This is a genomic window from Arcobacter sp. ISO1, assembly GCF_058105185.1.
The window spans coordinates 1,086,088-1,111,303 of the sequence record NZ_CM176573.1; the positions used below are offsets into that span (position 1 = coordinate 1,086,088).

Here is a 25,216-nt window from a genome sequence, read left to right on the forward strand (position 1 = left end):
TTAGGATAAATTTTATGAAAAAGTTAAATAAAGATTTACTAGAATCTCTAACTGTACTTTATGTTGAAGATGAAGAGATGATCAAAGAAGAGGTCACTTTCTTTTGTAAAAGATTTATTCCTAATTTTCATATAGCTTCAAATGGTTTAGAAGGTGTAGAAATTTATAAGAAAGTTAAACCTGATGTAATAGTTACAGATATACAAATGCCTAAAATGAATGGTATTGATATGTTAAGGGAACTTAAAACTTCAACACCTGTGATTATTACCACTGCTTTTTCTGATATAGAATATTTTCTATATGCAATAGAACTTAAAGTTAATAAATTTATAATCAAACCAGTTGATTTAAAAGAATTACTTATAAATATTCAAGAATCAGTTGTAAATAAAAGATTGCAAGATAGATTATTTGAAAAAGAAAATGTACTAAAAATTTTAGATGAAAATGTATTAATGTCAGTTACAGATAAAGATGGTGTCATTATTGATGCTAGTAGTATTTTTTGTGAATTAATTGGATATACAAAAGAGGAACTACTTGGACACACACATAGTATACTTAAACATGAAGATACTCCCGATGAATTTTATAAAGATATGTGGAAAGAGATAAAAAAAGGGAAAATATTTAAATCTGAAATTAAAAATAGAAAGAAAAATCAAGAGATTATTTGGTCAGATTTAACAATCACTCCTGTTTTAAATCAAGAAGGTGAAATAGAGAATTTTTTAGCTATCAGAGAAGACATAACAAATAAGAAAAAACTAGAACAATTAGCTATTAAAGATGAGACAACAGATATTTATAATAGACGATATTTTAATAGAATTATTGAAAAAGAAAACAGAAGATTAACACGGGAAAAAACTAATCTTTCTCTAGCCATTATTGATGTGGATTATTTTAAAAATTATAATGACACCTATGGGCATCCAAGGGGTGATGAAACTTTAGTTGCGATTGCAAATGTTTTAAAGCTTAGATCTTCTAGAGCTAGTGATTATGCCTTTAGACTTGGGGGAGAAGAGTTTGGACTTGTATTTACTAGTAACAGCATAGAAGAATCTTTAGAGTTTATAGAATCTATCACAAAAGAGATTGAATCTTTAAAAATCCCCCATGAAAATAGTTTGTGCAGTAAATATGTAACAATTTCAGCTGGATTAATTATTGTAAATTCTGAAAAATTATTAGATTCAAAAGATATGTATAGATTAGCTGATAAAGCATTATATGAAGCAAAAGAAAATGGAAGAAACCAAGTGGTTTTATCAAGTTTTAATAAGAAGGATTAGCTATATGTTTAAAAATTTAGTTCTAGCATATATGCTAGTGGGAACTTTATGTGCAAATGAGGTAAGTGTAAATCTTGATAAGGCAATAGAAACCGCATTAAACAATAATGCATTAAATCGAATTTCAAAATTAAATTTAGATATCGCAAATGCTCAATATGAACAAGCTTTGAGTGCAAACTATCCAAGTATAGATGCTATTTTATATGTGAATAGAGATAGTAGTGATACTGTATTTCAACAAAGAGGAAGTTTTGCTTTATCTTCTGAATTAACTAAAACTTTAGCTCTTGCAAATACTTTATCAATTGATGATCCAGCAGCAAGAGAAGCTGCACGTACTACTATTTCTAATACGCCAGCCTCGTTATTTCCTACTGGAACATTACCAGCTGATATAGATGCTATAGCAAAAGGTAGAGACACTGTACGAGGTCAAGTTGATGTTAATTATCCCATTTATACAGGCGGTAAAATCTCTTCTATTATCGAACAAGCACGATTAAATAAAGAGCTTAAGAAACAAGCAATAACAAGAGAAAAAGCAAATGTTATCTATGATATAAAAAAATATTTTTATGGCTATGTTCTTACAAATGAATTATATACTTTAATAGAAAGTATTTATAATAATATGAAATTTAGCAGAGATATAACAAAAGAGTTTTTAGAAAATGGTACTGAACTAAAAATCAATAGAAGTGATTATTTAAATATTAAACTTTTAACCTCTATGATTAAATCAGCTTTATCAACCATTGAACTAAATAAAGAGATGTTAAGATCAGCTCTAGCAAATACTATGGGATTAAAACATGATGATATTTTAAAAATTGAATATAATCAAAAAGAGATTTTAAAAAGTAATACAAAACTTCAAGATTTAGTAAAAAAAGCCTCTTCATTAAACCCAGAAATAAACACAATAAATATAGCTCTAAAAATAAAAGATGAGCAAATAAAAGAATCAAAATCTGATTACTATCCAATGGTTAATCTTTTTGGAAATGTAAGCCATACATACAATTCGTATGAATATGGTTATTTAAACGAAGATGATGAAAATAAATGGAGTATAGGGCTTGCTGTTAAAATGTCTTTATTTAATGGTTTTAAAACTACAAATGAAGTAATTGAGAAAAAATTAGACAAAAAAGTGATGAATGAACAAAAACTTCTTTTAGAAGAGGGGCTAGTTTTACAACTTAAAAATGAGTTTTTAAAAAGTTCAATTGGCTATGAACAAGTTCAAACTTTAGAAGATGCAGTTAATACAGCAATTGAAAGTAGTGATATGAATTTTAAGGGGTATCAATATGAAATGGTTGAAGCTGAAGATTTAGTTCAATCTCAATTAATGGAAGTGTATGTTAAATCAGCATATTTAAAAAGTGTACATGACTATATGCTTTCATTAGCTACCATCGATAAACTCATAGGAAGTAAGGTAGATGAAAACTTTTAGACTATTTTTTCTATTGTTTTTTTCATTGTTTTTAAATGCAGATGAATTCATCAATAAAAATTATAGTTTAGCTTGTACCATACATAGTTTTGATAAAGTTCACCAAAACAAAATAAAAAGTTCTGTCTATAAAGTTGAAACTTTATTAAGTGAAATTTTAAGAAATAAACTTGAAATAAATATAGAATTCTTTGACAGTGAAGATGAGATGCTTCAATCTTATATAGAATACAAAAAATTTAATAATGCAGTTTTCTACCTTAACTATTTTTTAAAAAATAGAGAAGTAATTGATAAATATACTAAAAATTATTTTGCATTTTCTTCTAAAGATAAATTTCATAGTTATGTATTTGTAGTTAACAAAAAATCAAAAATAAAATCTATAAAAGATATCAAAAATAAAATCTATGTAAATTTCATAGGTGATGACAATCTTCATGCATGGCTAGATTATAAGAGTTTAAAAAAAGTTAATAAACCTTATAAAACTTTACTTAAAGAACAAATTGATGTAGCAAAAGCAAGTAGAGCAATTTTGAATTTGTATTTTAACAAAGCTGATTTTACTGTAGTGAAAAAAAATGTTTTTGATAATATGGTTAAACTAAATCCTGCTTTAAAAAAAAGATTAAACATAATTGATGAATCTGAAAAAATATTTTTATATGGAGTTGGTGCTTTTCATAAAAATACACCTGATGAGGTTATAGAAAAGTTTTTCAAATATTCAAGTGATCTTAAGATTATGAAAAAACTTGAGTATATTTATAGATTATTAGACCAATCTTCAATAGAAAGAATTAGTAAAGAAGAAATGAAAAATATGGTAAACTTTTTTGAAGAATATGAAAATTTAAAAAAGAGATATGATGCAAATTAGAAGTAATAAAATATTTATCAAAATATTTATAACAATGTTTATCTCTATAATGTTTTTTACCACTATATATTCTATATATACCTTATCTAAGCAAAAATCACAAATTCTTAAAGCTTTAGATACACAAGCTTTTAATATGTCAAAGATGCTTATTTATATCTCTTCGGATGCAATTATTTTAAATGATGGTTCAATTATTGTTGAAGTTTTTGATAAGTTTTTAAATCAAAACTCAATTGTTGAAGAGTTAATTTTTTCTAGAAGCACAGGGGATTCATATGTTGTTCGTGATAATAATTGGAGCTATGAAGATAAACTCCATGAGATTTATGATAATAAAAATTCTAATGAACCCTCTTATAAAATTGTTTATTCTCAAAATTTAAAAAAAGATGTTTTCTTATATACCTATCCTATCTTTCTATCAAATACAAAATGGGGCGAACTACATATGAGTTTGTCTTTAGAAGAATACAACTCAAATTTAAATAATATGTATTTTGAATTTATTGCTTTCTTTTTCTTTAGTATTCTAATCATTATTATTGTTTCTTATCTTATTGCAAAAAAGTTATCAATGCCAGTTATAAAATTAAATAGAGTTGCAAAAAAGATTAAGAAAGGAAATTTAGGACTTAGAAGTGATTATAAGTCAAATGATGAATTAGGAGAACTTTCTACAAGCTTTAATGAGATGATTTCAACAATTGAAATATCACAAAAAGCTTTACAAAAATCTAGAGAAGATTTAGAGGTTAAAGTAAAAGATAGAACTTTAAAGTTATATGAAACGAATAAAGAGCTTGAAGATAAAACGAAAGCCTTAGAAGAGCTTAATAGAAGCCTTGATTCTAGGATTAAAGAGGAGCTTAAAAAAAGAGAAAAACAAGAGGAGTTGATGATACAGCAATCAAGACTTGCTGCAATGGGTGAGATGATAGCAAATATTTCTCATCAATGGAGACAACCCTTATCTGCAATTACAACATCTGCTTCAGGAATTAGGCTAGAGAAAGAGTTTGGAATGTCTGACGATGAAAGAGAATTAGATAAACTTGATACTATTGTAAAAACTTCTAATTATTTATCTAAAACAATAGATGATTTTAGCAACTTCTTTAGACCCAATAAAACAAAACAAGAGTTTGATATTGAAATTGAAGTTGATAGGGCTTTAACTTTAGTTGGAGCAAGTTTGAAATTCAACTATATTGAAGTGAAAAAAGAGTTTAAAAAATGTGGAAAAGTTTATGGTTTACCAAATGAATTTTCTCAAGCTATTATGAATATTTTAACCAATGCAAAAGATATTTTAGTTGAAAGAAAAATAGATGATCCTCTTGTTGTTATTCGAATCTTTGAAGAAAACAATTGTGGAATTTTAGAAGTTGAGGATAATGGTGGTGGAATTGATGAAAAAGTTTTACCAAAAATATTTGAGCCATATTACACTACGAAGCACCAGTCTCAAGGAACTGGAATTGGTCTTTATATGTCAAAAGTTATTGTTGAACAGAATATGCAAGGAAAATTAACAGCTAAAAATATAAATAATAGTGTAGTTTTTGCCATAAAAGTACCAATGGTATAAGAATATGCTTATAAAAATATTTTTAAGTTTATTGCTATTGTCTTTTTGTTTAAATGCCAAGGACAAAATAACTGTTGGTTTATTGTATGGGAATATGCATTTTTCAGAAAAAGAAGTAAACTTAGGTGCAAAACTTTGGCTTAAAAACATGGAGAAACTTAACTTTGGTACAGAAATAGAAGTGTTTTTTTATAAAAATAAAAAGGATGTATTAAAAGATTTTAAAAATAAAAAAATCACTAATATAATAACAACTGGGTCTTTTTTCTTTGAAAATAAAGAATTCTTTGAAAAATATTCTAGATATAAATGGGTATTAAGTAGAGATAAACTTAAATTTATGGAATTTTATATGTTAAAAAATAAAGAATCAAATTTTGATATTAAAAATTTTAAAAATATAAAAGTTTCATATAAAAACGATTTAGAAAAAATTTGGGCATATAATTTATTAAGTAAAAATACAGATAATAAAAAAAATAGAATTAACTATATTCAAAAAGAAACAGAAAAATCTGTAGCTTTAGATGCATTTTTTCATAAAGATAAAGTAGTAGTAATACCAAAAGAGATATATGAACTTATGTTACAGTATAACTCTCAATTTAAAAATAAAACGGAAGTTATTGCTAAATCACCTAAAATATTTTTTAGGGCTATTGGTTTTACAAGAGATGGAGTAGGAGATACTTTGGATAAAATATACAAAGATATAAATGATAAAATCAACAAAAGTAAAGTGGATTTAAGTGTTTTATCTTATGTACAAATTCAAAATGTTTTTTTAATTGAAAATAATGAGTTAAAAGAGTTAGAGGTTTTATATAAAAATTATGGTGAGGTTTTAAAATGAAAATACTAATTTTAATTGGATTAATTATTTCCTTTTCTTTTTTAAATGCAAAGGATGTTGTTCATATGGGAATACATCCTGATGGAATTTTTGTTTCTAAAAAACAAGCTATGGTTGCTGCTAAAATTTGGAATACGAAAGTTAACAATGATAATAGATACAAAGATGAAGTGATTATTGAAATCTATGATGACTTCGATGAAATGATGAATTTGTATATCAATAAAAAGTTATATTCAATAATTTTAAGCCCGGAAAAATATTATTTAGACAAAGAAAAGCTTGATAAAATTACTCATTTAAAATGGGTTTTCACAAGAGGGAAAAACACTTTTTCAAAGTTTTATTTATTAAAAAACAAAAACTTCAAAGATAATATAAAAAATGTAAAAAACCTAACAATTCTTTATAAAGAGGAGATGGCTAAAAACTGGGTTAAATATTATACTTTAAAAAATAATATAAAAAATATAGATTTTAAAAAAATTGAGAAAGATAACAAATTAGTTTTTAATGTTTTTTTTAAAAATGAATTTTCTGTTGTAAGACAAGAATTGTATGATACCATGGTTAAATTAAATCCTCAAATAAAAACAAAAGTTGAGATTATAAAAGAGTCTGAACAAATATTTCCAATTTCTTTAAGTCTAGATAGAAAAGATTTAGCAGAAAAACTCAAATATTTACATGATAGTATAGAAAAAGATATAAATGAAAACAATGTTCAACTTGAAAGTTTTAAACATTTGGATATAAATGGTATAAAGGTTTTAAAAGATGATGAACTAAAACCCCTTGATGAATTTTATAAAGATTATTTGAAAATTATAGGAAAAAACTAATCAAATAAGCAATATTATATTTAGTACTTTTTGATATAATACCCCATGAAAAAAATATTAGTAATTTTAGATGGTATTGTTGCTAAAAAACTTATGAAAAGAATTGTTGAAACTAATACTAGGGATAACAATTATGATGTAGTTTATATGAATGATTCCATTGTTCCTGAAAATAAAGCTTCCAATTTTACTTTTTATAAATTTGATCCTACCTCTGAATCTAAACTAGCAATGGTTTTAGATAAAGATATACATAGTCAAGTTTTAGTTGCACTTAACTCAAAAGATGAGATGTTAAATGTAGTTAAAAACATAAGAAATAGAAAAAGTAATTTAGCAATTTCAGTTTTAGATTATTGGGGAATAGAATTAAGTGATCCTTATTTGAATATCTACAAAGGTATTGAAGTTTTAGCAAATGGGATGGTTGAAAGACTTCCAAATATTCCTGTTATGGCACAAAATATTGGGCTAAAACAAGGTGAAATAATGGAGATTAAAATACCTTTTGGTAGTTCTTATGCCTATAGATATATTGGTTCAATTGAGCAAAAAGATTGGAAGATTTTTGGATTATATAGAAATGATCAATTGGTAAATATAAAACCATCATTGATTTTAAAACCAAATGATCTTATTTTGGTAATTGGAAAACCAACTGTGTTAATGCAAATTTACAATGCAATTGGAAAGTCTCAAGGACAATTCCCAATGCCTTTTGGTCACAATATCTATTTATATCTTGATATGTTTATACTTACTAAAGAAAGAGTTCTAGATATTGTTGAAGAGCTTAAATACTTAAATAAAAGATTAAAAAACAGTAAACTTTTTATTAGAATTACAAGACCTACAAACGTTGGAGCTTTAGAATATATTAAAGAGGTATTTGGGAAAAATGATGCCGTTGAGATTAAAATGGATTATCATGATATTGGGATGGAAAAGTTATTAAAATCTGATACAAAAACTTTGGATATTGGAATGATAATTCTTGCTAATGAAAACTTTAAAATCAAATCAAGAATGAAACACCTGTTGGATTTAAAACTACCAATATTTAAGTTAGGGGAAAAGCTAAATGCTTCTATTAAAAGAACAGTTATTATTCTAAATGATATAAACTCTTATGAGCAAATTTCTCCTGTTGTATTTGATGTTGCAAGTCAATTTAAGACAAAAACAAAGATTTTTGATATGGATCCAGTTGGTGAAGATGAGGATAAAACTCATCTTCTTGATCATTTTGAAAATCTATCAAAAATATTTAATGAAAAAATTGAGATTATCTCAAATGATAAAAATCCAATTAGAGAATTAAAAAAACAAGAGAATATCTTACAAATCCTACCTTTAAAAGAAGAGATGTTAAATAAAAGATTTTCTTGGAAATTTTTATATACAAATCCAGATTTAATATCATTTGATATGAGAAAATTTAATCAATTACTAATACCAATTATTGAAGAATAAAGTGTCTTCTGACACTCTTTAGGTTTTCCTTCTTTTTAGCATAGGAAATAAATTCCTATGTTAAAAGAAGTAAAAAATGATTAGGTCCCTTTTAGTAGGGGACAATTAAAAGGAACTAAATGAATTTTGAAAAATATCCATTTGAAAAATTAAATGAATTATTAGAAGGGGTTACACCAAATGAAGAGTATGAATTATCAGCTCTAACAATTGGTGAACCAAAATTTCAAACTCCAGATTTTATTCAATCTGAATTAAAAGAGAACACATCTTTATTACAAAAATACCCTGCAAGTGCAGGGGAAAAGTACTTAAAAGAAGCGATGGTAAACTTTGTTAAAAACAGGTTTAATGTAAGTTTAGAACTTAATCAAATAATACCAACATTTGGTACAAGAGAGGTTTTATTTAACTTTCCTCAATATGCTCTTTTTGATAAAAAAGATCCAGTTATAGCTTTTACTAATCCATTTTATCAAATCTATGAAGGTGCAGCAATTGCAAGTAGGGCTGAAGTTATTCATATAGATTTAACAAAAGAAAATAATTTCAAAGCAAGTCTTAGTGATGAAGAACTAAAAAAATGTGATTTAGTTATTTTAAACTATCCCAATAATCCTACATCTGCAGAGATGACAAAAGAGGAACTAGCTTTATGGGTAAAAAAAGCAATAGAGTTTGATTTTATTTTAGTAAATGATGAGTGCTATTCTGAAATTTATTTTGATGAAGAAACAAAGCCAGCTTCACTTTTAGAAGCTTCAATCCAAGCTGGGAATAGTGAGTTTAAAAATGTTATTGTGATGAACTCAATTTCAAAAAGAAGTTCAGCTCCAGGATTAAGATCTGGTTTTATTGCTGGTGATAAAGAGATTTTAGAAGGATATATGAAATATAGAACATATGTTGGATGTGCTTCACCTGTTCCTCTTCAAAAAGCTGCTGCTGCTGCTTGGAATGATGATAATCATGTTGAAGAGTTTAGAAAAATATATAGAAAGAATTTTCAAATAGCCCAAGAGATATTAGGTGTAACTCCTCCAAAAGCCACATTTTATATCTGGTTAGAAGTTGAAGATGAATTAGAATTTACAAAAGAGCTTTTCAAAGAGAAACATTTAAAAGTACTACCAGGAAGTTTCTTGGGAAGAAATGGAATAGGCAAAGGTTATGTAAGAATTGCATTAGTGGAAAATGAAACTAAAACAAGAGAAGTTTTACAAAGATTAAAGGATTTTATTGATGGATAAAGAAGAACTTTTTCAAGCAAGAACAAATCCAGAATTTTTGAAATATTTAGAGGAGACGAGAAGTGATGCTATTGCCACAAAAAATATCTCCGCTTTATATGAGGTTTTAGATTCATATTTAATTCTTGATTTAGGTGAAGATAAGATAAATGACATTTATCAAAATATCTTAGAAATCTCCTTTGAAAATGTAGAAAAGATTGTAAACGAAAATAAGAAACTAAGTTTGGAGGGTGATGACCTTTGTTATGTTAGAGCTTTTTATGAACATGGAATTGAAAAATATAGTTATGAAAATATTGATGGAGCAAAACAACTTTTATTCGTCTTATCAAATATAATCGATGATTCATTTTTAAGTAAATGTTTACAAGCACATATTATTGCTCTTTCAAATAATAAAGACTTAGATAGCTTTTATGATGAGGAAGTAGATTTAGAGGGTTCAAGTGATGATGAAAAATATGGATATTTTATCTCAAATTTCAAATACGATTTAGATACTCATTTAGAAAAAAATAAAGATATTCTACAAAAAGAGTATGATAATTTAAAACATTTATTGGAAGGTTAATGAAAGTACATTTTATAGGAATTGGTGGAATTGGACTTTCTGCCTTAGCAAGATTTTTAAAGTATGATGGACATGAAGTTTGTGGTTCTGATATGAAAAGCTCGCCAATTACAAAAGAGCTTGAAAATGAAGGCATAAAAGTATCTTGTCCACAAGATTCAAAAAATATTACAGATGATTTAGATTTAGTAATCTATTCAGCTGCTGTTACAGATGAAAATCCAGAATTGATTGAAGCTAGACTTCAACAAATAAGAACATTATCAAGAAAAGAAGCCTTACCAATAGTGTTAGGTGATAAGAAAAACTTTTGTGTAGCAGGAGCCCATGGAAAATCTACAACAACAGCAATTTTAGCTTCAATCTTGAAAAGTTCAGCTTTAATTGGAGCTATTTCTAAAGACTTTGGTTCAAACTTTAGATATGTAAACGATTTAGTTGCATTTGAAGCAGATGAATCAGATGCTTCTTTTCTACTTTCAAATCCATATTGTTCAATTGTCACTAATGCCGAACCCGAACATATGGAGTATTACCATTATGACTTAGATAAATTTTATGGGGCTTATGAAACATTTATAGACCTTGCTCAAAAAAAAGTTTTAAATGGTGAAGATAAAGATATTAGAAAACTTAAAATAAAAGATGCAACATATCTTTATCCAAGTATTGATATAAAAAATTTATCTTATCTTTTAAAAGATGGAGAGCCTTTTACAAAATTTGAACTAAAAGATTTAGGCTTTTTTGAAGTTTGGGGCTTTGGATACCACATTGCAGTTGATACTTCATTAGCTATTCTTGCTGCTTTAAACGAGTTAGAAATCGATGAAATAAGAGAAAATCTAGCAAACTATAAAGGTATTAAAAAAAGATTTGATGTAGTTCAAAAAAATGAAAATATGGTCATAATTGATGATTATGCACACCATCCAACAGAGATTGATGCAACTATGAAATCTGTTGAACTTTATGATAATTTAACAAATATGAACAAAAGAATAGTGATTTGGCAACCTCATAAATATTCAAGAACAAATGACAATTTAGAAGGTTTCAAAAAATGTTTTAGAAGGTGTGATGAACTTGTTATTTTACCAATTTGGACAGTTGCAGGGGAACAAAAAATTGAGATAGATTTTGAAAAAGAGTTTGAATATTATAATCCAATTTTTGCTGATAGTTTGAAAACTTCAAAGGGAAAAATTGAACTTATTAAAGATGGTAAAATAATACATGAGTATTCAGAAGGTATTATTTTAGGTGTTGGAGCTGGAGATATCACTTATCAACTAAGACACTAAAAAGCGATTTAGCTTACTTATTCTTTTTATTATTTATTTGTTGAGATTATAACCTATTTATAACTTTTACTTAATTCTTTAATGTCTAATATGCTATTATACCAATAATAGTCAATGAACTTAGGGGGACGGATGTTAAAGAATTTTAGTACAAAGATGAAATTAATGCTTGTACCAATTGTTTATGTTTTAATAGTGATAATAGTTACAATTATCTTTACATATTATAATAATCTTGTAAAGTTTAGAACAGAAGCAGCAGTACAAACAGAAATTTTTATTCAACAAGTGTTGAAGGGGAGAATAACAGTTTATCAATTTTTGCGAGCACCATCTGATGCAAATGCACAAAAAGTTGTTGTGAGTTTTAAAGAACTTGATAAAAATGTATCTGATTTAAGAGAAAAAGTTAGCCAAGAATCAAATAAAAAGCTATGTGCCAATATCTTAAAAGAATCATCAGATTATATTAAATATTTTAATCAGTTTTCAAAACAGCGAATAGAAGATTATGAAAATGGTATTTTAAAAGAATCTAAAGAATTAAAACCAATAATTAGTAATATGGTGAATTCAGGTTTAAAGCTTGAAGAGGAATTAAAAAAGATAAATAATAGTGCACAAGAGTTAAGAGATGATGCAGAATCTACTATGAATACTATTCTAATAGGTATTGCTATTATTTCAGTTTTTATATTTGTTATCTTTTCAATAATGTTATCAAATATTATTATTGGCACAATTGAAAAATTCAAAGATGGTTTAGCTTCATTTTTTGCTTATATAAATAGAGAAAGTGAAGAGAGTAAATTATTAGAGATTGATGGTAAAGATGAATTTGCTTTAATGGCACAATCTGTTAATGAAAGTATAGAAAAGACAAAAAAAGGTTTATTAAAAGATAATGAAACTGTAAAAGAGGTTTTATCTATAGTAGAAAAAGCAAATCAAGGTTACTTAAATAATCTTGTTAAAAGTGAGCCAAATAATCCGCAATTGGTTCAATTATGTAGTGCTCTAAATACAATGCTTAGTGGAATAAAAGATAAAATTGATTCAATAAATGTTGTTTTATCAGAATTTAGTAATTATAATTTTACAAGAAAAATTGATGATAAAAATGTTGAAGGGGATATTAAAAAACTTTTAGAGAGTCTAAATTTTTTAACAGATGAGATATCTGATCTTTTAAAACAATCATATACTATAGGTTTAACTTTAGATGATTCATCAGATAAATTAATAGTAAATGTAGATACATTAAATAAAAGTTCAACAGATGCAGCAGCCTCGTTAGAAGAAACAGCAGCAGCTCTTGAAGAGATTACTAGTACAATTGTAAATAATGCTGAAAATGTACAACTTATGAGTGATTATGCGGATAATCTAAGTAATTCTGCACTAACAGGGCAGACTTTAGCTCAAAATACTACTAAAGCTATGGAAGATATTACTGATCAAGTAAATTCGATTAATGAAGCAATATCAGTAATAGATCAAATTGCATTTCAAACTAATATTCTTTCTTTAAATGCTGCTGTTGAAGCTGCTACAGCTGGCGAAGCTGGCAAAGGTTTTGCTGTTGTTGCACAAGAAGTTAGAAATCTAGCTTCAAGATCTGCTGAAGCTGCAAAAGAGATTAAAGATTTAGTTGAAAATGCTACAACTAAAGCTTCTCAAGGAAAAGAAATTAGTAATCAAATGATTTCTGGATATGAAGAATTACTATCAGATATTAGTAAATCAACTGAAAAAATATCAGAGATTGCAAATGCTAGTAAAGAGCAAGAAGAAGGTATTACTCAAATTAATGATGCAGTAAACCAGTTAGATCAGCAAACTCAACAAAATGCACAAATTGCAACGGAAACACATGATATTGCAGTTGAAACTGATACTATAGCAAAAGAGATAGTTGCAGATGCCCAATCAAAAGATTTTTTAGGAAAAAATGAGGTAAAAGCTAGAACAATTAATACTTCACAAACTAAAAAAGAGGTTACATCATTTGATAAAAAAGTTGCACATAGAAAAGGGGAAACAAAAAAAGTTTCAAATAATGAGATAAAAAGTAATACAAAAGATAATGATGAATGGGAAAGTTTTTAAAATTAAATAAAAAATAATTTCTTATAATTAATACTTCTCTTAATAGAATACAATTTTATTAGGAGAAGTTGTGAAAATCTTAGTAAAAGAGGATTTGCTCTTGGGGTCATTTTATTTTAAGAGTATTTTTTAATCCTACTTAAATGAGTAGGGCTAATTCCAAGATATGAAGCTATATGATACTGAGATAATCTTTTTTCTATATGACCATACTCTTTTAAAAATCTTTTATACCTATCATAGGCATCTTCTAAAACTAAAGAATAAGTATTATTATCCTTTTGAAATATCCAGTGTTTCTCTAAATAATAGATATGATACATTTTTAAATCATCATATTTATCAAGTAGATGTCTATATTTATCATGGGCAATTTCAACTACAATTGAGTTTTCCAATGCTTGTATTGATGTTTGGGTTTCCTTATTATCTAATAGTGCAATCATATCACCATAAATTCTAGTTTCCCAAAAGAAATTTTTGTTAAATTCTTCCCCATTTTGATTCATTGCAAAAACTCTAAATAAGCCTTTGTATACATAAGATATAGCATTTATTTTTTCATTGAAGTTAAATGCATACTCATCTTTTCTAATTTCTCTAATAGTAAGTATCTTTTTTAGTTCATTCCAAGTTTCTTCACCCAAAGGATGATAGGAATTCATAGTTTGTTTTAAACTGTTAATTATCTCTTCATTTTTCATTTTGATAGATTATCTAATTTATCAACATATGTAAATGACAAAATATTTTTTTTATAATAAAATCTATCAAAAAAAGGAATTTAATTTGAATGAAGAAATAAAAGCACATATTTTAGTGTTGATTGCAACAGTTTTAATAGCCTTATCATTTATAGTCTCAGGGAAATTATCTGGTGTTATTCATCCTATTTCTCTAACTTTATTTAGATTTATACTAGCTTTTTTTGCTTTATTACCCTTTATTCTAATGAAGAAAAGATTTAGAGAAAAAATCAAGAATAGTTTTTTAAAAGGTCTTAAAATCAGTCTTTTTTATAGTTTGTATTTTATCCTTTTATTTAAAGCTTTAGAATATACTAGTGCATTAAATACAGCTACATTATTTACTTTAGTGCCATTATTAACTGCATTTTTAGCAGGATTTGTTTTCAAAGATAGATTAAACAGAAACAAGGTAGCAACATATTTTTTAGGTATGATTGGTACTTTGATAGTTATTTTTGATGGAAGTATAGAAGCTATGATTAAACTTACATTTAATTATGGGGATATCATATTTTTATTTGGGGTTTTTTCTATGGCTTTATACTCTATTAGTGTAAAGTACTTTTTTGAAGAGGGTGATAATACTTTAGTTTTGACTTTGATGACCTTATTGGGTGGTATTATTTGGATGAGTATTGCTTTAGTAGTTTTAGATGTACCTTTACAATGGGAAAAAATACAGAGTAATTATCTTTTTTATATGTTATATTTATCAATTGGTGCAACTCTTTTTACTGTATTTTTATATCAAAAAGCAACTATATCCCTTGGACCAAATAAAGTGATGGCCTATGTATATTTAAACCCAGCAGTTGTTGCTTTACTTATGTATATTTTTGAAGGTGAGAGAATCAATATCTTTATGTTTATAGGAATTATTTTATCTATCCTAGCTACAATATTTTTATTAAGGCAAAATAGATAGAATAAATTATATTAGAAAAACTTTCCCTTTTTCAATTTTGATTTTGCCTTCAAGTTCATACTCAAATATTTTATTAGAGTATTTATTTATTGCTTCTTCATAACTTGGGAAAGTGTTTAAAAATATAGTAAATTCATCTTTCTCTTTTTCTATTTTTCCAAAACTATTTAAGAATTTATCTAAATCATAAATAACCTCGATTAAACCTTTTTCTACAAGTTTTAGGGTGCCTAAACTCTCATTCAATCTATGTGGAATAGTATAAACCTTTTTCCCCATATCAAGGGCATATTTTACTGATGTTAAACTGCCACTGTTTTCATCTGCTTGTGTTACAATTAACACTTCACCTAAGGCAACAACAATTTCGTTTCTTTGAACAAAGGTATAGTTTCTTGGTTTTTCTCCATCCTTGTAAGCACTTAAGAGTAAACCATCTTTTTCAATCTCATCAAGAAGTCTTTTATTTATAGCTGGATATCTTATATCTAAACCATTTGCTAAAACTGCAATTGTATTTTTACTTTTGGCTGCTTTATGGGCAATTGCATCCACTCCTATTGCGCCACCACTAATTACAGTAATATCTCTATCCCCTAATTCATTGGCAATTTTATGAGTGATTAAATTTGTATATTTTGAAGGTTTTCTAGTGCCAACAATAGAAATTTTTCTTTTTTCTAAAATCTTTAAATCTCCTCTATAATATAAAGTTTCAGGAGTTTTTTTCATAAGATTTAGTTCCGTTATAGTATTGTTAATTTCTTTAGTCATAATAATCTTTTAATATAATTTTATAAATTATACATAAAAAAGATTAAGATAAGTATTTAAATTATTTATTTAAAAAAGGCAATTGGTTTAAATAAACCATTTCTAAATCATCTAAAAGATGTTTTGATTCTTTCAAAGTTTTTAAAGTTATTGAGTGAGGGTGGCAGATTGCAATTGCAAAACCATTTTTCTTTGCTATTTTAATAGCTTTTTTTAATTGATTTTGAATATAGTTAAAATCTTGTTCATTATCTAAAAAGACATTTCTAACAATATAAGGCATATTATATTTTGATGCCATTTGTTTAGCAACTGTTTTTGATGTTGTTCTACTATCCATAAAAATAAAGTCGTGTTTTACCAAAGCTTTAAAAAGTTTATTCATTGATTCTTTGTTTTCAGTGAACTTACTTCCTGTGTGGTTATTTGTATATTTTGCATTTGGATACCATTGTCTAATCTGTGCAACTCTTTTTTCTATTTTTTCATAACTATCACCAATATGTAGAGTATTATTTTCTTCATTATTAAATGATGTTGCTTGAAGTGGAAAATGTATCATATAAAATTCTAAATCTTGAGCAATTTTAGAAGAGTTTGGATGTCTTTTTGTTGGAGGTAAAAATGATGGAGTTGTTGTATATCCTAGATTTTTTATTTTATTTAATTGATATGAAGTTGTAACATCATCAATTACAATTGCTAGTTTTGGTTTATTAGTTAAAACTGCTTTTGGAGTATCTTTTACAATAGTTTTTTTAGGAGACTCTTTTTTTACTTCTTCTTTAGTATCAGGTATATTAGGTTTTTGAATCTCTTGTTTAACAGATTCAACTTGTTCTTTTAACTTTTCTACAGTTTCTTTATCAATATATTCTTCATAGAAATGATCTGTGTATTCTTCAAATTTATCTTTTTTTATTTTTATTTCATCAAAATATTTATCAAGCTCTTTATTTACTTTTTTTTCAACTTTTTTTGTTGTTTCTTTTGCTGTAGTATTAACCTCTTTTAATCTTTTTGAATCAAGATTAAAAAGAATAATTCCTATGATTATAATTAAAAATATAATTATAATTAAAAGTATATTTATTAGTTTAGTATTACTAGGCTTTTTTAAATGCTTTTTAGTAGATTTTCTTTTTTGAGTTTTTCTATTTTTTCTTTTTGTCATCTATTCAGTGTAATAAAAGTAAGGGAAAAAATCCCTTACTTTAAAAAATTAGTTTTTGTCTTGATCTACAATTTTGTTAGATGAAATCCAAGGCATCATCTCTCTTAATTTAGCACCAGTTTGCTCAATTCTAGAAGCTCTTGAATTTTTTCTTTCAGCATTCATTCTTGGGTATCCTGATTGACCTTCTAAGATAAAGTCTTTAGCAAATACACCATTTTGAATCTCTTTTAAGATTTGTTTCATTGCAAGCTTAGATTCATCATTGATAACTCTAGGACCAGAAACATAATCTCCGTATTCAGCAGTATTAGAAATAGAATATCTCATATCCGCAATACCACCTTCATACATTAAGTCAACGATTAATTTTAATTCGTGTAAACACTCAAAGTATGCCATTTCTGGAGCGTATCCAGCGTCAACTAAAGTTTCGAAACCAGCTTCAACTAATGCAGTAGCTCCACCACATAATACAGCTTGCTCTCCGAATAAATCAGTTTCTGTTTCATCTTTGAAAGTAGTTTCGATAATACCAGTTCTACCACCACCAATAGCACTTGCATAAGATAAAGCGATATCTTTAGTATCTCCAGTTGCATCTTGGTGAATTGCGATTAAATCAGGAATTCCTCCACCTTTTGTAAACTCAGATCTTACTGTGTGACCTGGAGCTTTAGGTGCAACCATCATTACATTGATGTTTGCTGCTGGAGTGATTCTTCCATAGTGAATATTGAAACCATGACCAAATGATACATATGCACCATCTTTTAGGTTATCTTTGATTTCATCGTTATAGATATCAGCTTGATTTTCATCTGGTAATAAAATTACAACTACATCTGCTTCAGCTGTAGCTTCAGCAACAGTTTTAACAACAAAACCTTTTGCTTCAGCTTTTGCCCAAGATGAACCACCTTTTCTTAATCCCACAATCACTTCAACACCAGAGTCTCTTAAGTTTTCTGCGTGTGCGTGTCCTTGAGAACCAAACCCAATCATTGCAACTTTTTTAGATTTGATTAACTCGATATTACAATCTTTATCGTAGTAAACGTTTAATGCCATTTAATATTCCTCTAGAAAATTTTGTGGATGATTATATCCAAGTAAAGCTAAATTTTAGGTAATTTAATTTTAAAACATGCTCCATAGTACTCTTTGTTATCAATTAGGAAGTGTTCATTTTCAATAGTAAGTTGTCCGTTCATATTTTTTTCAATAATATATTTACTCATATAAAGTCCAATACCTGTACCTTGTGATTTGTGTTTTGTAGTAAAATATGGGTCAAAAACTTTTTGGATAATCTCTTCATCAACTCCACCTGCATTATCAAAAATTTTAACAATCACATTTTCTATAGACTGATTTATTTCAATAAAAACTATCCTATTATTGGACTTTCTTTCTATTAAAATATCTTTTGCATTATTTAAAATATTTAAAAACACTTGTGTTAATTCATTTGGTAAACCAAAGGCATAATAAGAGTCACTATCTTTTTTTATCTCAATTTCAATTGAGTTGTTTTTGTATGTTGCACTTGTAATGCTTATGGCATTTTGCATTTTTTTTAGAATATCAAATTCAACTTTTTCCTTATCTTTCCTAAAAAATCCTCTAAAATCCTCAATTGTTTGATTTAAAAAGTCAACATATTTTGTTATTGAATCATAGGATTTATTTATCTCTTCTTTTGAAGCTAGGTCAAGTTCTAACTGAATTTTCATAGAAGTAACCGTTGAACTAATTGCAGATAAAGGTTGTCTCCATTGATGGGCAATATTTCCTAGCATCTCACCTAATGCTGCAAATCTTGATTGTTGGATTAATGTTCTATCTTTTTTTCTATTTTCTTCAAGTTCTTGGTGAACCCTTTTTTCAAGATTTTCATTTAGAACTTGTAACTCTTTTGTTTTCTCATCAACTAACTCTTCAAGATTTTCATTTAAATGTTTTAGTCTTTCTTGAATCTCTATTTCTTTTGTGATATCATTTAGTGTAACAATTATAATTGAGTAGTTGTTATCTAAATCTTTTTTTGTGGCAGTGATTATAAAATAATAAATTTTATCACTTTTTTTCATGATAACTCTGTGTCTTATCTCAGGGTTTAAGATAATATATTCATACCATAAGATTCCCTTGATATACTTTCCTGTAATTAGATTTTCACCAATACCCTCTTCAAAAAAATCACATATACACTTGTGTTCTTTTTCAAATTCATTAAAGTTTTTGTAATTATCAAAAAAGTTGATTAAGGCACTATTTGCATCAATCATTTTTTCACCATTACTTACAATTACAATATTATCTTGTGAATCTAATGTTCCTCTAGTGAAACTCTCTTGTCTTTTTAAAAGTTTGGTGTTTTTATTTATTCTAAAAGCAATTATTGAACCTATTATCAATGATAGTAAAATTATTAAGAAAATTACAGTAAGTTCAATATTTATATAATATTCTCTTTGTTTCTTAATATGATTTTCAAGTTTTTCAAGTTCTAGTGAACCTTCATATAAAAGTCTACTTGCATTTTCAGATATTCTTATAAAAAAAGCTGGGGTTCTTTTATAAAACCTTTTTATTTGAGTATTTAGTTCCATAAAGTTATAAACATCTTTGTTTTTTCTATAAAAATATTGTGTTTGCAACATAATGTTTAATTTTTCTAGCATCTGTTTAAACTGCTGTATTTTTGGAGATAAATCTATAACTTCTAATAAAATTTCATTATCATTTTTTTTATAAACAATTTTTTTTGTAATACTATTGTGATCGACTACATTTAGTCTTATAAGTCTTTTTATAGTTCCCCCATTTCTTAACACTTCAAGGGCATTTTCCATTAGTTTTACTTTTTTAAGAATTCTATTGTTTATTATTTCTCTGCCTCTTCTATTTGTTGCCGTTGTAGCAAGTTCATAAAAGTCAGAACGAATCATATTTATATCATTTACGATATATTCTCCAATGGCAATTTTTGCTTTTAGATTGTTGGTTTTTTTATCAAGGTTTTCTATTAAGTTTAAGAAAAATATATGAATTGAAATCAATGAGAAAATACCCAAAATAAATATTGCTAATAATAAAATCAATTGTTGTAAGGTATTGTCTTTATTTCTTTTATTCATGATATTACTTTAAAAATCCATATTCTTTCATTATTGCTTGACCCTTTTTAGAAACAGCAAAATTCATAAAATCTTTTGCAATTTTTTTGTTCTTTGAAAATTTTAAAAGGGAAATCATAAGTCTTTTTTTTGGTGCATATTTATCATCAATCTCAATAATATCAATATACTTTTTATTCTCTTCCCAAAAAGATGTTGCTCTCCAATTTATTGAAATATCTGCTCTACTATCTATTAGCGCTTTATTTAAATTTCTTGAATCAGTTCCTATCTCAACGGTGTTGTCTAAAACATCTTCATAAAAAGATTTACCCTTAAAATTTAAAAAAATATTTTTTGTTATTTTACCAATACTTCCTGATTCGGGATCACATAAAACTGATGCATAGTCTTCACTTAAAAAATCATTTAAAGAACTAACTTTTAAAGGGTTACCTTTTTTTACAAAAATTGCAGCTTTGTTATAACCTATTTCTACGAAGTCACCTAAAAGACCATCTTCTAAGTTATTTGTTATATATGATTGACTTCCTGGTAAGAATAAGTCACCTTTTTTTGAATATTTAATTGAATCATACAAATCTTTTGAGCCACCTTGGGATATTTTAATTATACAGTTGTGTTTTTTTTCGATGATTTTTGCCATTTCTGTAATAGGTTTTACAATGGTTATTCCACAATAAAATATTAAAGTAGGTTTTTGAGCAAATAGGTTGTTTATGAATAAAAATGTTAAGATGAATGAGAGTATGATTCTATATTGCATTCTAATATCCTCGTAATAATAATTATACAACAAATGTATTGAAAATGAAGGTAAAAAATTGATAAAAAACTTATTTATAAAACTAATTAGTAGTCAGAATGATTTTACAGAAGAAGAAAAAAAAATACTAGATGAATTTATAAAAGATGACATTGTAAATGAAAATGAAAACAAATTTGAGCTCAATTCAAAATATCGGGTAGGTACAATAAAAGTTCAAAAAAATAAAGCTGTTTTAGAGGATTTAGATAATGAATATAAAAATCTAAACTTAGATTTTGACCAGTTAAATGGAGCTTATGACGGAGATTTTGTTTTAGCAAAAAGAGTTTTTAATCCAAGAAGTAAAATAAAAGCAAAAATTGTAAAAGTATTTAGTGGAAATAAAAGTGAGATTTTAGTATATGTAAAAAATGACAATTATTTTACAATCAAAGAAAATATTATGCTTCAAAACAAAACACAAATTTGTGCAAATGAAGGTGATGTTTTATTAGTTGATTCAAAATCTTTAGAGGTTTCACAAAATCTTGGAAATATTAGTGATGCTAAAATCGATGAAAAGATTTCAACTATACTTTACAAAGAAGACTACAGATATAAAAAACTTGAAGTTGATGCAAAAATGGATGATAAAAATCAAAGAATTGATTTAACAAATCTTCCTTTTTGTACCATTGACCCTGCTAGTGCAAAAGATCATGATGATGCTATTTATTTTGATTTTATTGAAAATATTTTGTATGTGGCAATTGCTGATGTTTCTTATTTTGTAAAAGAGGGAAGCCAAATTGACAAAGAGGCTTTTAAAAAGAGTGTTTCTGCATATTTACCTGGAAAAGTTTTACCTATGCTTCCAAATGAACTAAGTGAAGATATGTGTTCATTAAAAGAAGGTGTTGATAGATACTCTTATGTTTTTAAAATATATTTAGATGTACACAATATGAGCATAAAAAAAAGTGAAGTTTTTGAAGCAATTATAAACTCCCATAGGAAGTTTTCTTATGGAAGAATTGATAGGGTTTTAGATGAGAAGCTTGATACTTTTACAAGTTTAGAAAAAGATATCTTTGATTATCTTATCCCTTTATATGAAGTGACAAAATCTTTTAGAAAGAAAAGATTAGAAAAGGGTTACGATTTTAGATCAAGTGAATATAGACTTAAACTTGATAACAAAAATGAGATACAAAGTATTGATGTTGAAACCTCTTCTGCCTCGCACCAATTGGTTGAAGAGTGTATGTTATTAGCAAATATTGAAGCTAGTAAAAAAGTAAATACAGTTGGGATTTTTAGAATACATGAAGAACCACCTTTTAAAGCAATTTCAAAACTTATTGATGATGTAAATGCTTTAGGAATAAAGGCAAAGTTACAAAATGATGTACATGATACTATCACTCACATTCAAGAAAAAGCAAAACACTCTACTTTAAGGGACGAGATTGATGATTTGATTATTCATGCCCAAACTCAAGCAAAATATTCATCTAAAAATTTAGGCCATTTTGGTTTAGGTTTTAAATCATATTCCCACTTTACAAGTCCAATTAGAAGATATTCAGATTTAGTTTTACACAGAATCTTAAAATCAAAACAAATACCAAAAAACATAGATGAAATCTGTGATCATATCTCTATTCAAGAGAGAAAAATAGACCAGATGGTTTGGGATTATGAGGATAGAAAATATGCTAGATGGGCTTTTAAAAATATAGGTTTAGAAGTAAAAGCAAGAATTAGTGATAATGAAAGGGGAATATGTGTAAGTAGTGGACAAATTCCTGGGGCAAAGATATACCTTGACAACTATAAAGGTCAAGTGTTGTTTAGTAAAATAAGAGTTGTAATAAAATCAGCAGATATTATTTCAAAAACAATTATTGGAAGTGTAAAATATTAAAACTAAGATAAGCTTATCTTAGTTTTATCTATAATATTTTTTTTCTACGTGTTTTTTCATAGCTTCTAAACCAGCTTCAAAAATCTTATTTCTACCAAAACCAATTCTAAAGTGCTCTTTTGAAGTCTCAAGAAGTTGTGATTTATAAATAGAAGCGGGAAGTAATAATACACCGCTTTCTTCAATCAAAGATTTACAAAAGTTTTCAACCCCATCCTTCCCTAAATATTTAACATAGGCAATCGAACCACCTATTGGTCTTTTCCATTGAAATAAATCTGGATAGTTTAAGAAAAATTCTTCTAGTTTATCAAGATTTTTAGAAGCAATCTCTTTATTTCTTTTTATGATTTTTTCTTTGTTTTGTAAAACTATTATTGCTAGTTTTTCACTTGGAGCAGAATTACATAAAGAGATATAATGTTTGTATTTTTCCATTTTAATTAAAGCCTCTTTATCTTTTGAAGCTATCCAACCAATTCTAAGTCCAGGGAAACCGTAAGATTTTGATAATACATTTAAAGAAAGACCTTTTTCATATATATCTGCAATTTGGGGCATAGTATCTTTTTCATCCCTTTCAAGTTCTCTAAATACTTCATCACTAAATAAATATATGTCATTTTTTCTACATAGATTGATAAGTGCATCAAGGCTTACTTTTGATAATACACTTCCAGATGGATTGTGTGGGAAATTTATAGCTATTAGTTTTGTGTTTTCTTGGATTAAAGATTCAAGCTCTTTTATATCAAGTTCCCAATTGTTTTCATCTTTTAATTCTATTCCACTTACTTGACAAATCTCTAAGGGTATTGTTTCGGCACTTTGGTAATTTGGAACAACAACAATTGCATGGTCATCTTTGTTAAGCATTGTTCTCATAGTGATATAAATACCCTCTCCCGCTCCTGCAAAACAAAGAATATTTTTAGGTTTTATATCTTCATAGGTTTTTGAAATCTCTTGAAGAAGTTCTTTATCTCCCCAAATCTCTGTATATCCAAGATAAAGATTATTAAAATCCTCTTTTTGTTTAGGTGTTGCCATTTCTAAAAGTTCATCTAAAGTCATACTTCCCATATCTGATGGGGTCATATGGTATTTTGCATTAAACTCCCATTTTGAGAAGTATGTTTCAAGTTCAAAATCTCGCAAGTAATTCTCCAATAAAATATTTTTCGTAGTTTATCAAAAAATCACAAAGAAAATTAAACTATTTTATTAAGTATTTAAACAGTAATTATTGTGTCTCCTGATTTTATCCACTCACTTAATAATTCCCCAGTGTAAAATACATCTATATTACAAGCATTTAAGCCATCTTCTATCTCCATATTTTCAGCGCATTTTAAACATGCAACAACTTTTACACCATCATCTATCATAGCTTTTACTTTTTTTTGTATCTCTTCATCTTGGGCTATTAATTGTTGAGATGCTCCCCAAACTAATATAGTAATTTCATCCATCCAGCCCTTTAGTTTTGCATTATGTGCATATAAAAGTACCATATGCTCTACTGTTTCTTTATTATCTGTTGTCCATAAAATCTTTGCTTCTTTTTGCATAAAAATCCTTTTTTAAGAAATTATATCTAGGAGAACTTTTAAATATTTGAATATTTGTTTTTAGTTTTTTATTGATTGCACTTCTCATCTAAATCTTTTAATTCAAGGTTTAAAGCATTTGAAGAGATATAAACTTCCCAGATTGAAATAGCTAAAGAGGTACACATTAAAATAAGGCTTAAACCAAAGATTTTTTTACCCATATCATAGTAACCTAAAAAAAGAGAAAACATAGAAACTGTACAAAATAGTAAAGAAAGCACTCCAAAGAACTGCATCCATTTTGTAAGTTCTAGTCTTTTTTTCAAGTTTGCAATTTGTCCGGAAAAATCTCTAATCTCATCTTTTCTAGCTTGTGAACTTAAAGCTCTAATTAATTGTCCAGTTGTTAGGAATCTATTTGTATATGCTAAAAGAAGTAAAGATATTGCTGGGAAGAGTAGTGCAGGAGTTGAGATTTCAATTTCCATAAAGTGACCTTTTTATTTTTTGTAATTTTAACTAAAATAAAATATAAAAAAGTATCAATTTATGGTATCTTATAAACAAATTTCAAAAAA

General features: G+C 26.8%; 22 protein-coding genes. 13 read left to right on the top strand and 9 right to left on the bottom strand.

Features of this window, described 5'->3' with window-relative positions; translation table 11 throughout:
* Window positions 1-14: 14 nt before the first annotated feature.
* The 11 genes from AC2TY9_RS05405 (at window position 15) to AC2TY9_RS05455 (ending at window position 13,645) form a co-directional block, all read left to right on the top strand.
* Window positions 15-1,301 (top strand): diguanylate cyclase, encoded by a 1,287-nt coding sequence (locus AC2TY9_RS05405; protein WP_489779913.1) that lies wholly within the window; start codon window positions 15-17, stop codon window positions 1,299-1,301.
* 4 nt (window positions 1,302-1,305) lie between these two features.
* A complete protein-coding gene (locus AC2TY9_RS05410) occupies window positions 1,306-2,766 on the top strand; it encodes a TolC family protein (RefSeq protein WP_489779914.1) in 1,461 nt (486 codons plus the stop codon).
* Window positions 2,753-3,649: a PhnD/SsuA/transferrin family substrate-binding protein gene (locus AC2TY9_RS05415; RefSeq protein ID WP_489779915.1), complete on the top strand. Its 897-nt coding sequence runs from the start codon at window positions 2,753-2,755 to the stop codon at window positions 3,647-3,649. The genes AC2TY9_RS05410 and AC2TY9_RS05415 overlap by 14 nt, the downstream gene beginning before the upstream one ends.
* Window positions 3,639-5,240: an ATP-binding protein gene (locus AC2TY9_RS05420; RefSeq protein ID WP_489779916.1), complete on the top strand. Its 1,602-nt coding sequence runs from the start codon at window positions 3,639-3,641 to the stop codon at window positions 5,238-5,240. The genes AC2TY9_RS05415 and AC2TY9_RS05420 overlap by 11 nt, the downstream gene beginning before the upstream one ends.
* Window positions 5,241-5,244: 4 nt before the next feature.
* A complete protein-coding gene (locus tag AC2TY9_RS05425; protein ID WP_489779917.1) occupies window positions 5,245-6,093 on the top strand; it encodes a hypothetical protein in 849 nt (282 codons plus the stop codon).
* Window positions 6,090-6,935: a hypothetical protein gene (locus tag AC2TY9_RS05430; RefSeq protein ID WP_489779918.1), complete on the top strand. Its 846-nt coding sequence runs from the start codon at window positions 6,090-6,092 to the stop codon at window positions 6,933-6,935. The genes AC2TY9_RS05425 and AC2TY9_RS05430 overlap by 4 nt, the downstream gene beginning before the upstream one ends.
* A gap of 45 nt (window positions 6,936-6,980) precedes the next feature.
* Complete coding sequence (locus tag AC2TY9_RS05435) at window positions 6,981-8,408, top strand: COG3400 family protein (protein WP_489779919.1); 1,428 nt, start codon at window positions 6,981-6,983, stop codon at window positions 8,406-8,408.
* A 119-nt stretch (window positions 8,409-8,527) separates the two neighbouring features.
* Window positions 8,528-9,658, top strand: a complete 1,131-nt coding sequence (locus AC2TY9_RS05440; protein WP_489779920.1) for a succinyldiaminopimelate transaminase — start codon at window positions 8,528-8,530, stop codon at window positions 9,656-9,658.
* The gene (locus AC2TY9_RS05445; RefSeq protein ID WP_489779921.1) at window positions 9,651-10,232 is read left to right on the top strand and encodes a hypothetical protein; all 582 of its coding nucleotides are present in this window, start codon (window positions 9,651-9,653) and stop codon (window positions 10,230-10,232) included. Before AC2TY9_RS05440 ends, AC2TY9_RS05445 begins: the two co-directional genes overlap by 8 nt.
* Window positions 10,232-11,536, top strand: coding sequence for a UDP-N-acetylmuramate--L-alanine ligase (murC, locus tag AC2TY9_RS05450; protein WP_489779922.1), 1,305 nt, complete (start codon window positions 10,232-10,234; stop codon window positions 11,534-11,536). Before AC2TY9_RS05445 ends, murC begins: the two co-directional genes overlap by 1 nt.
* A 132-nt stretch (window positions 11,537-11,668) precedes the next feature.
* On the top strand, window positions 11,669-13,645 hold the full coding sequence (locus AC2TY9_RS05455) for a methyl-accepting chemotaxis protein (RefSeq protein ID WP_489779923.1): 1,977 nt from the start codon (window positions 11,669-11,671) through the stop codon (window positions 13,643-13,645).
* A gap of 116 nt (window positions 13,646-13,761) precedes the next feature.
* Here the strand turns inward: AC2TY9_RS05455 and AC2TY9_RS05460 are convergent, their stop codons facing one another.
* On the bottom strand, window positions 13,762-14,349 hold the full coding sequence (locus AC2TY9_RS05460) for a Crp/Fnr family transcriptional regulator (protein WP_489779924.1): 588 nt from the start codon (window positions 14,347-14,349) through the stop codon (window positions 13,762-13,764).
* A gap of 85 nt (window positions 14,350-14,434) precedes the next feature.
* Here AC2TY9_RS05460 and AC2TY9_RS05465 point away from each other — a divergent pair, with 85 nt between their 5' ends.
* Window positions 14,435-15,319 carry a DMT family transporter gene (locus tag AC2TY9_RS05465; RefSeq protein WP_489779925.1) on the top strand — a complete coding sequence of 295 codons (885 nt, stop codon included), beginning with the start codon at window positions 14,435-14,437 and terminating at the stop codon, window positions 15,317-15,319.
* Between the two features lie 6 nt (window positions 15,320-15,325).
* Here the strand turns inward: AC2TY9_RS05465 and AC2TY9_RS05470 are convergent, their stop codons facing one another.
* From AC2TY9_RS05470 to AC2TY9_RS05490, 5 genes are all read right to left on the bottom strand, one after another.
* On the bottom strand, window positions 15,326-16,093 hold the full coding sequence (locus AC2TY9_RS05470; RefSeq protein ID WP_489779926.1) for a DNA-processing protein DprA: 768 nt from the start codon (window positions 16,091-16,093) through the stop codon (window positions 15,326-15,328).
* A gap of 61 nt (window positions 16,094-16,154) precedes the next feature.
* Window positions 16,155-17,267 carry a divergent polysaccharide deacetylase family protein gene (locus AC2TY9_RS05475; protein ID WP_489779927.1) on the bottom strand — a complete coding sequence of 371 codons (1,113 nt, stop codon included), beginning with the start codon at window positions 17,265-17,267 and terminating at the stop codon, window positions 16,155-16,157.
* 48 nt (window positions 17,268-17,315) lie between these two features.
* Window positions 17,316-18,338, bottom strand: a complete 1,023-nt coding sequence (gene ilvC / locus AC2TY9_RS05480; RefSeq protein ID WP_489779928.1) for a ketol-acid reductoisomerase — start codon at window positions 18,336-18,338, stop codon at window positions 17,316-17,318.
* Between the two features lie 47 nt (window positions 18,339-18,385).
* The gene (locus tag AC2TY9_RS05485; RefSeq protein ID WP_489779929.1) at window positions 18,386-20,410 is read right to left on the bottom strand and encodes a sensor histidine kinase; all 2,025 of its coding nucleotides are present in this window, start codon (window positions 20,408-20,410) and stop codon (window positions 18,386-18,388) included.
* Window positions 20,411-20,414: 4 nt separating this feature from the next.
* On the bottom strand, window positions 20,415-21,176 hold the full coding sequence (locus AC2TY9_RS05490; RefSeq protein ID WP_489779930.1) for a substrate-binding domain-containing protein: 762 nt from the start codon (window positions 21,174-21,176) through the stop codon (window positions 20,415-20,417).
* Window positions 21,177-21,234: 58 nt separating this feature from the next.
* On the opposite strand from AC2TY9_RS05490, the gene AC2TY9_RS05495 reads away from it, so the two are divergent.
* A complete protein-coding gene (locus AC2TY9_RS05495; protein ID WP_489779931.1) occupies window positions 21,235-23,085 on the top strand; it encodes an RNB domain-containing ribonuclease in 1,851 nt (616 codons plus the stop codon).
* A 24-nt stretch (window positions 23,086-23,109) separates the two neighbouring features.
* On the opposite strand, the gene AC2TY9_RS05500 is transcribed toward AC2TY9_RS05495, so the two are convergent.
* The 3 genes from AC2TY9_RS05500 to AC2TY9_RS05510 all read right to left on the bottom strand — a co-directional run bounded on the left by AC2TY9_RS05500 (window position 23,110) and on the right by AC2TY9_RS05510 (window position 25,126).
* Window positions 23,110-24,243, bottom strand: a complete 1,134-nt coding sequence (locus AC2TY9_RS05500; protein WP_489779932.1) for an aminotransferase class I/II-fold pyridoxal phosphate-dependent enzyme — start codon at window positions 24,241-24,243, stop codon at window positions 23,110-23,112.
* A gap of 74 nt (window positions 24,244-24,317) precedes the next feature.
* On the bottom strand, window positions 24,318-24,656 hold the full coding sequence (locus AC2TY9_RS05505; protein WP_489779933.1) for a DsrE family protein: 339 nt from the start codon (window positions 24,654-24,656) through the stop codon (window positions 24,318-24,320).
* A 68-nt stretch (window positions 24,657-24,724) separates the two neighbouring features.
* A complete protein-coding gene (locus AC2TY9_RS05510; RefSeq protein ID WP_489779934.1) occupies window positions 24,725-25,126 on the bottom strand; it encodes a DUF2721 domain-containing protein in 402 nt (133 codons plus the stop codon).
* Between the last annotated feature and the right edge of the window lie 90 nt (window positions 25,127-25,216).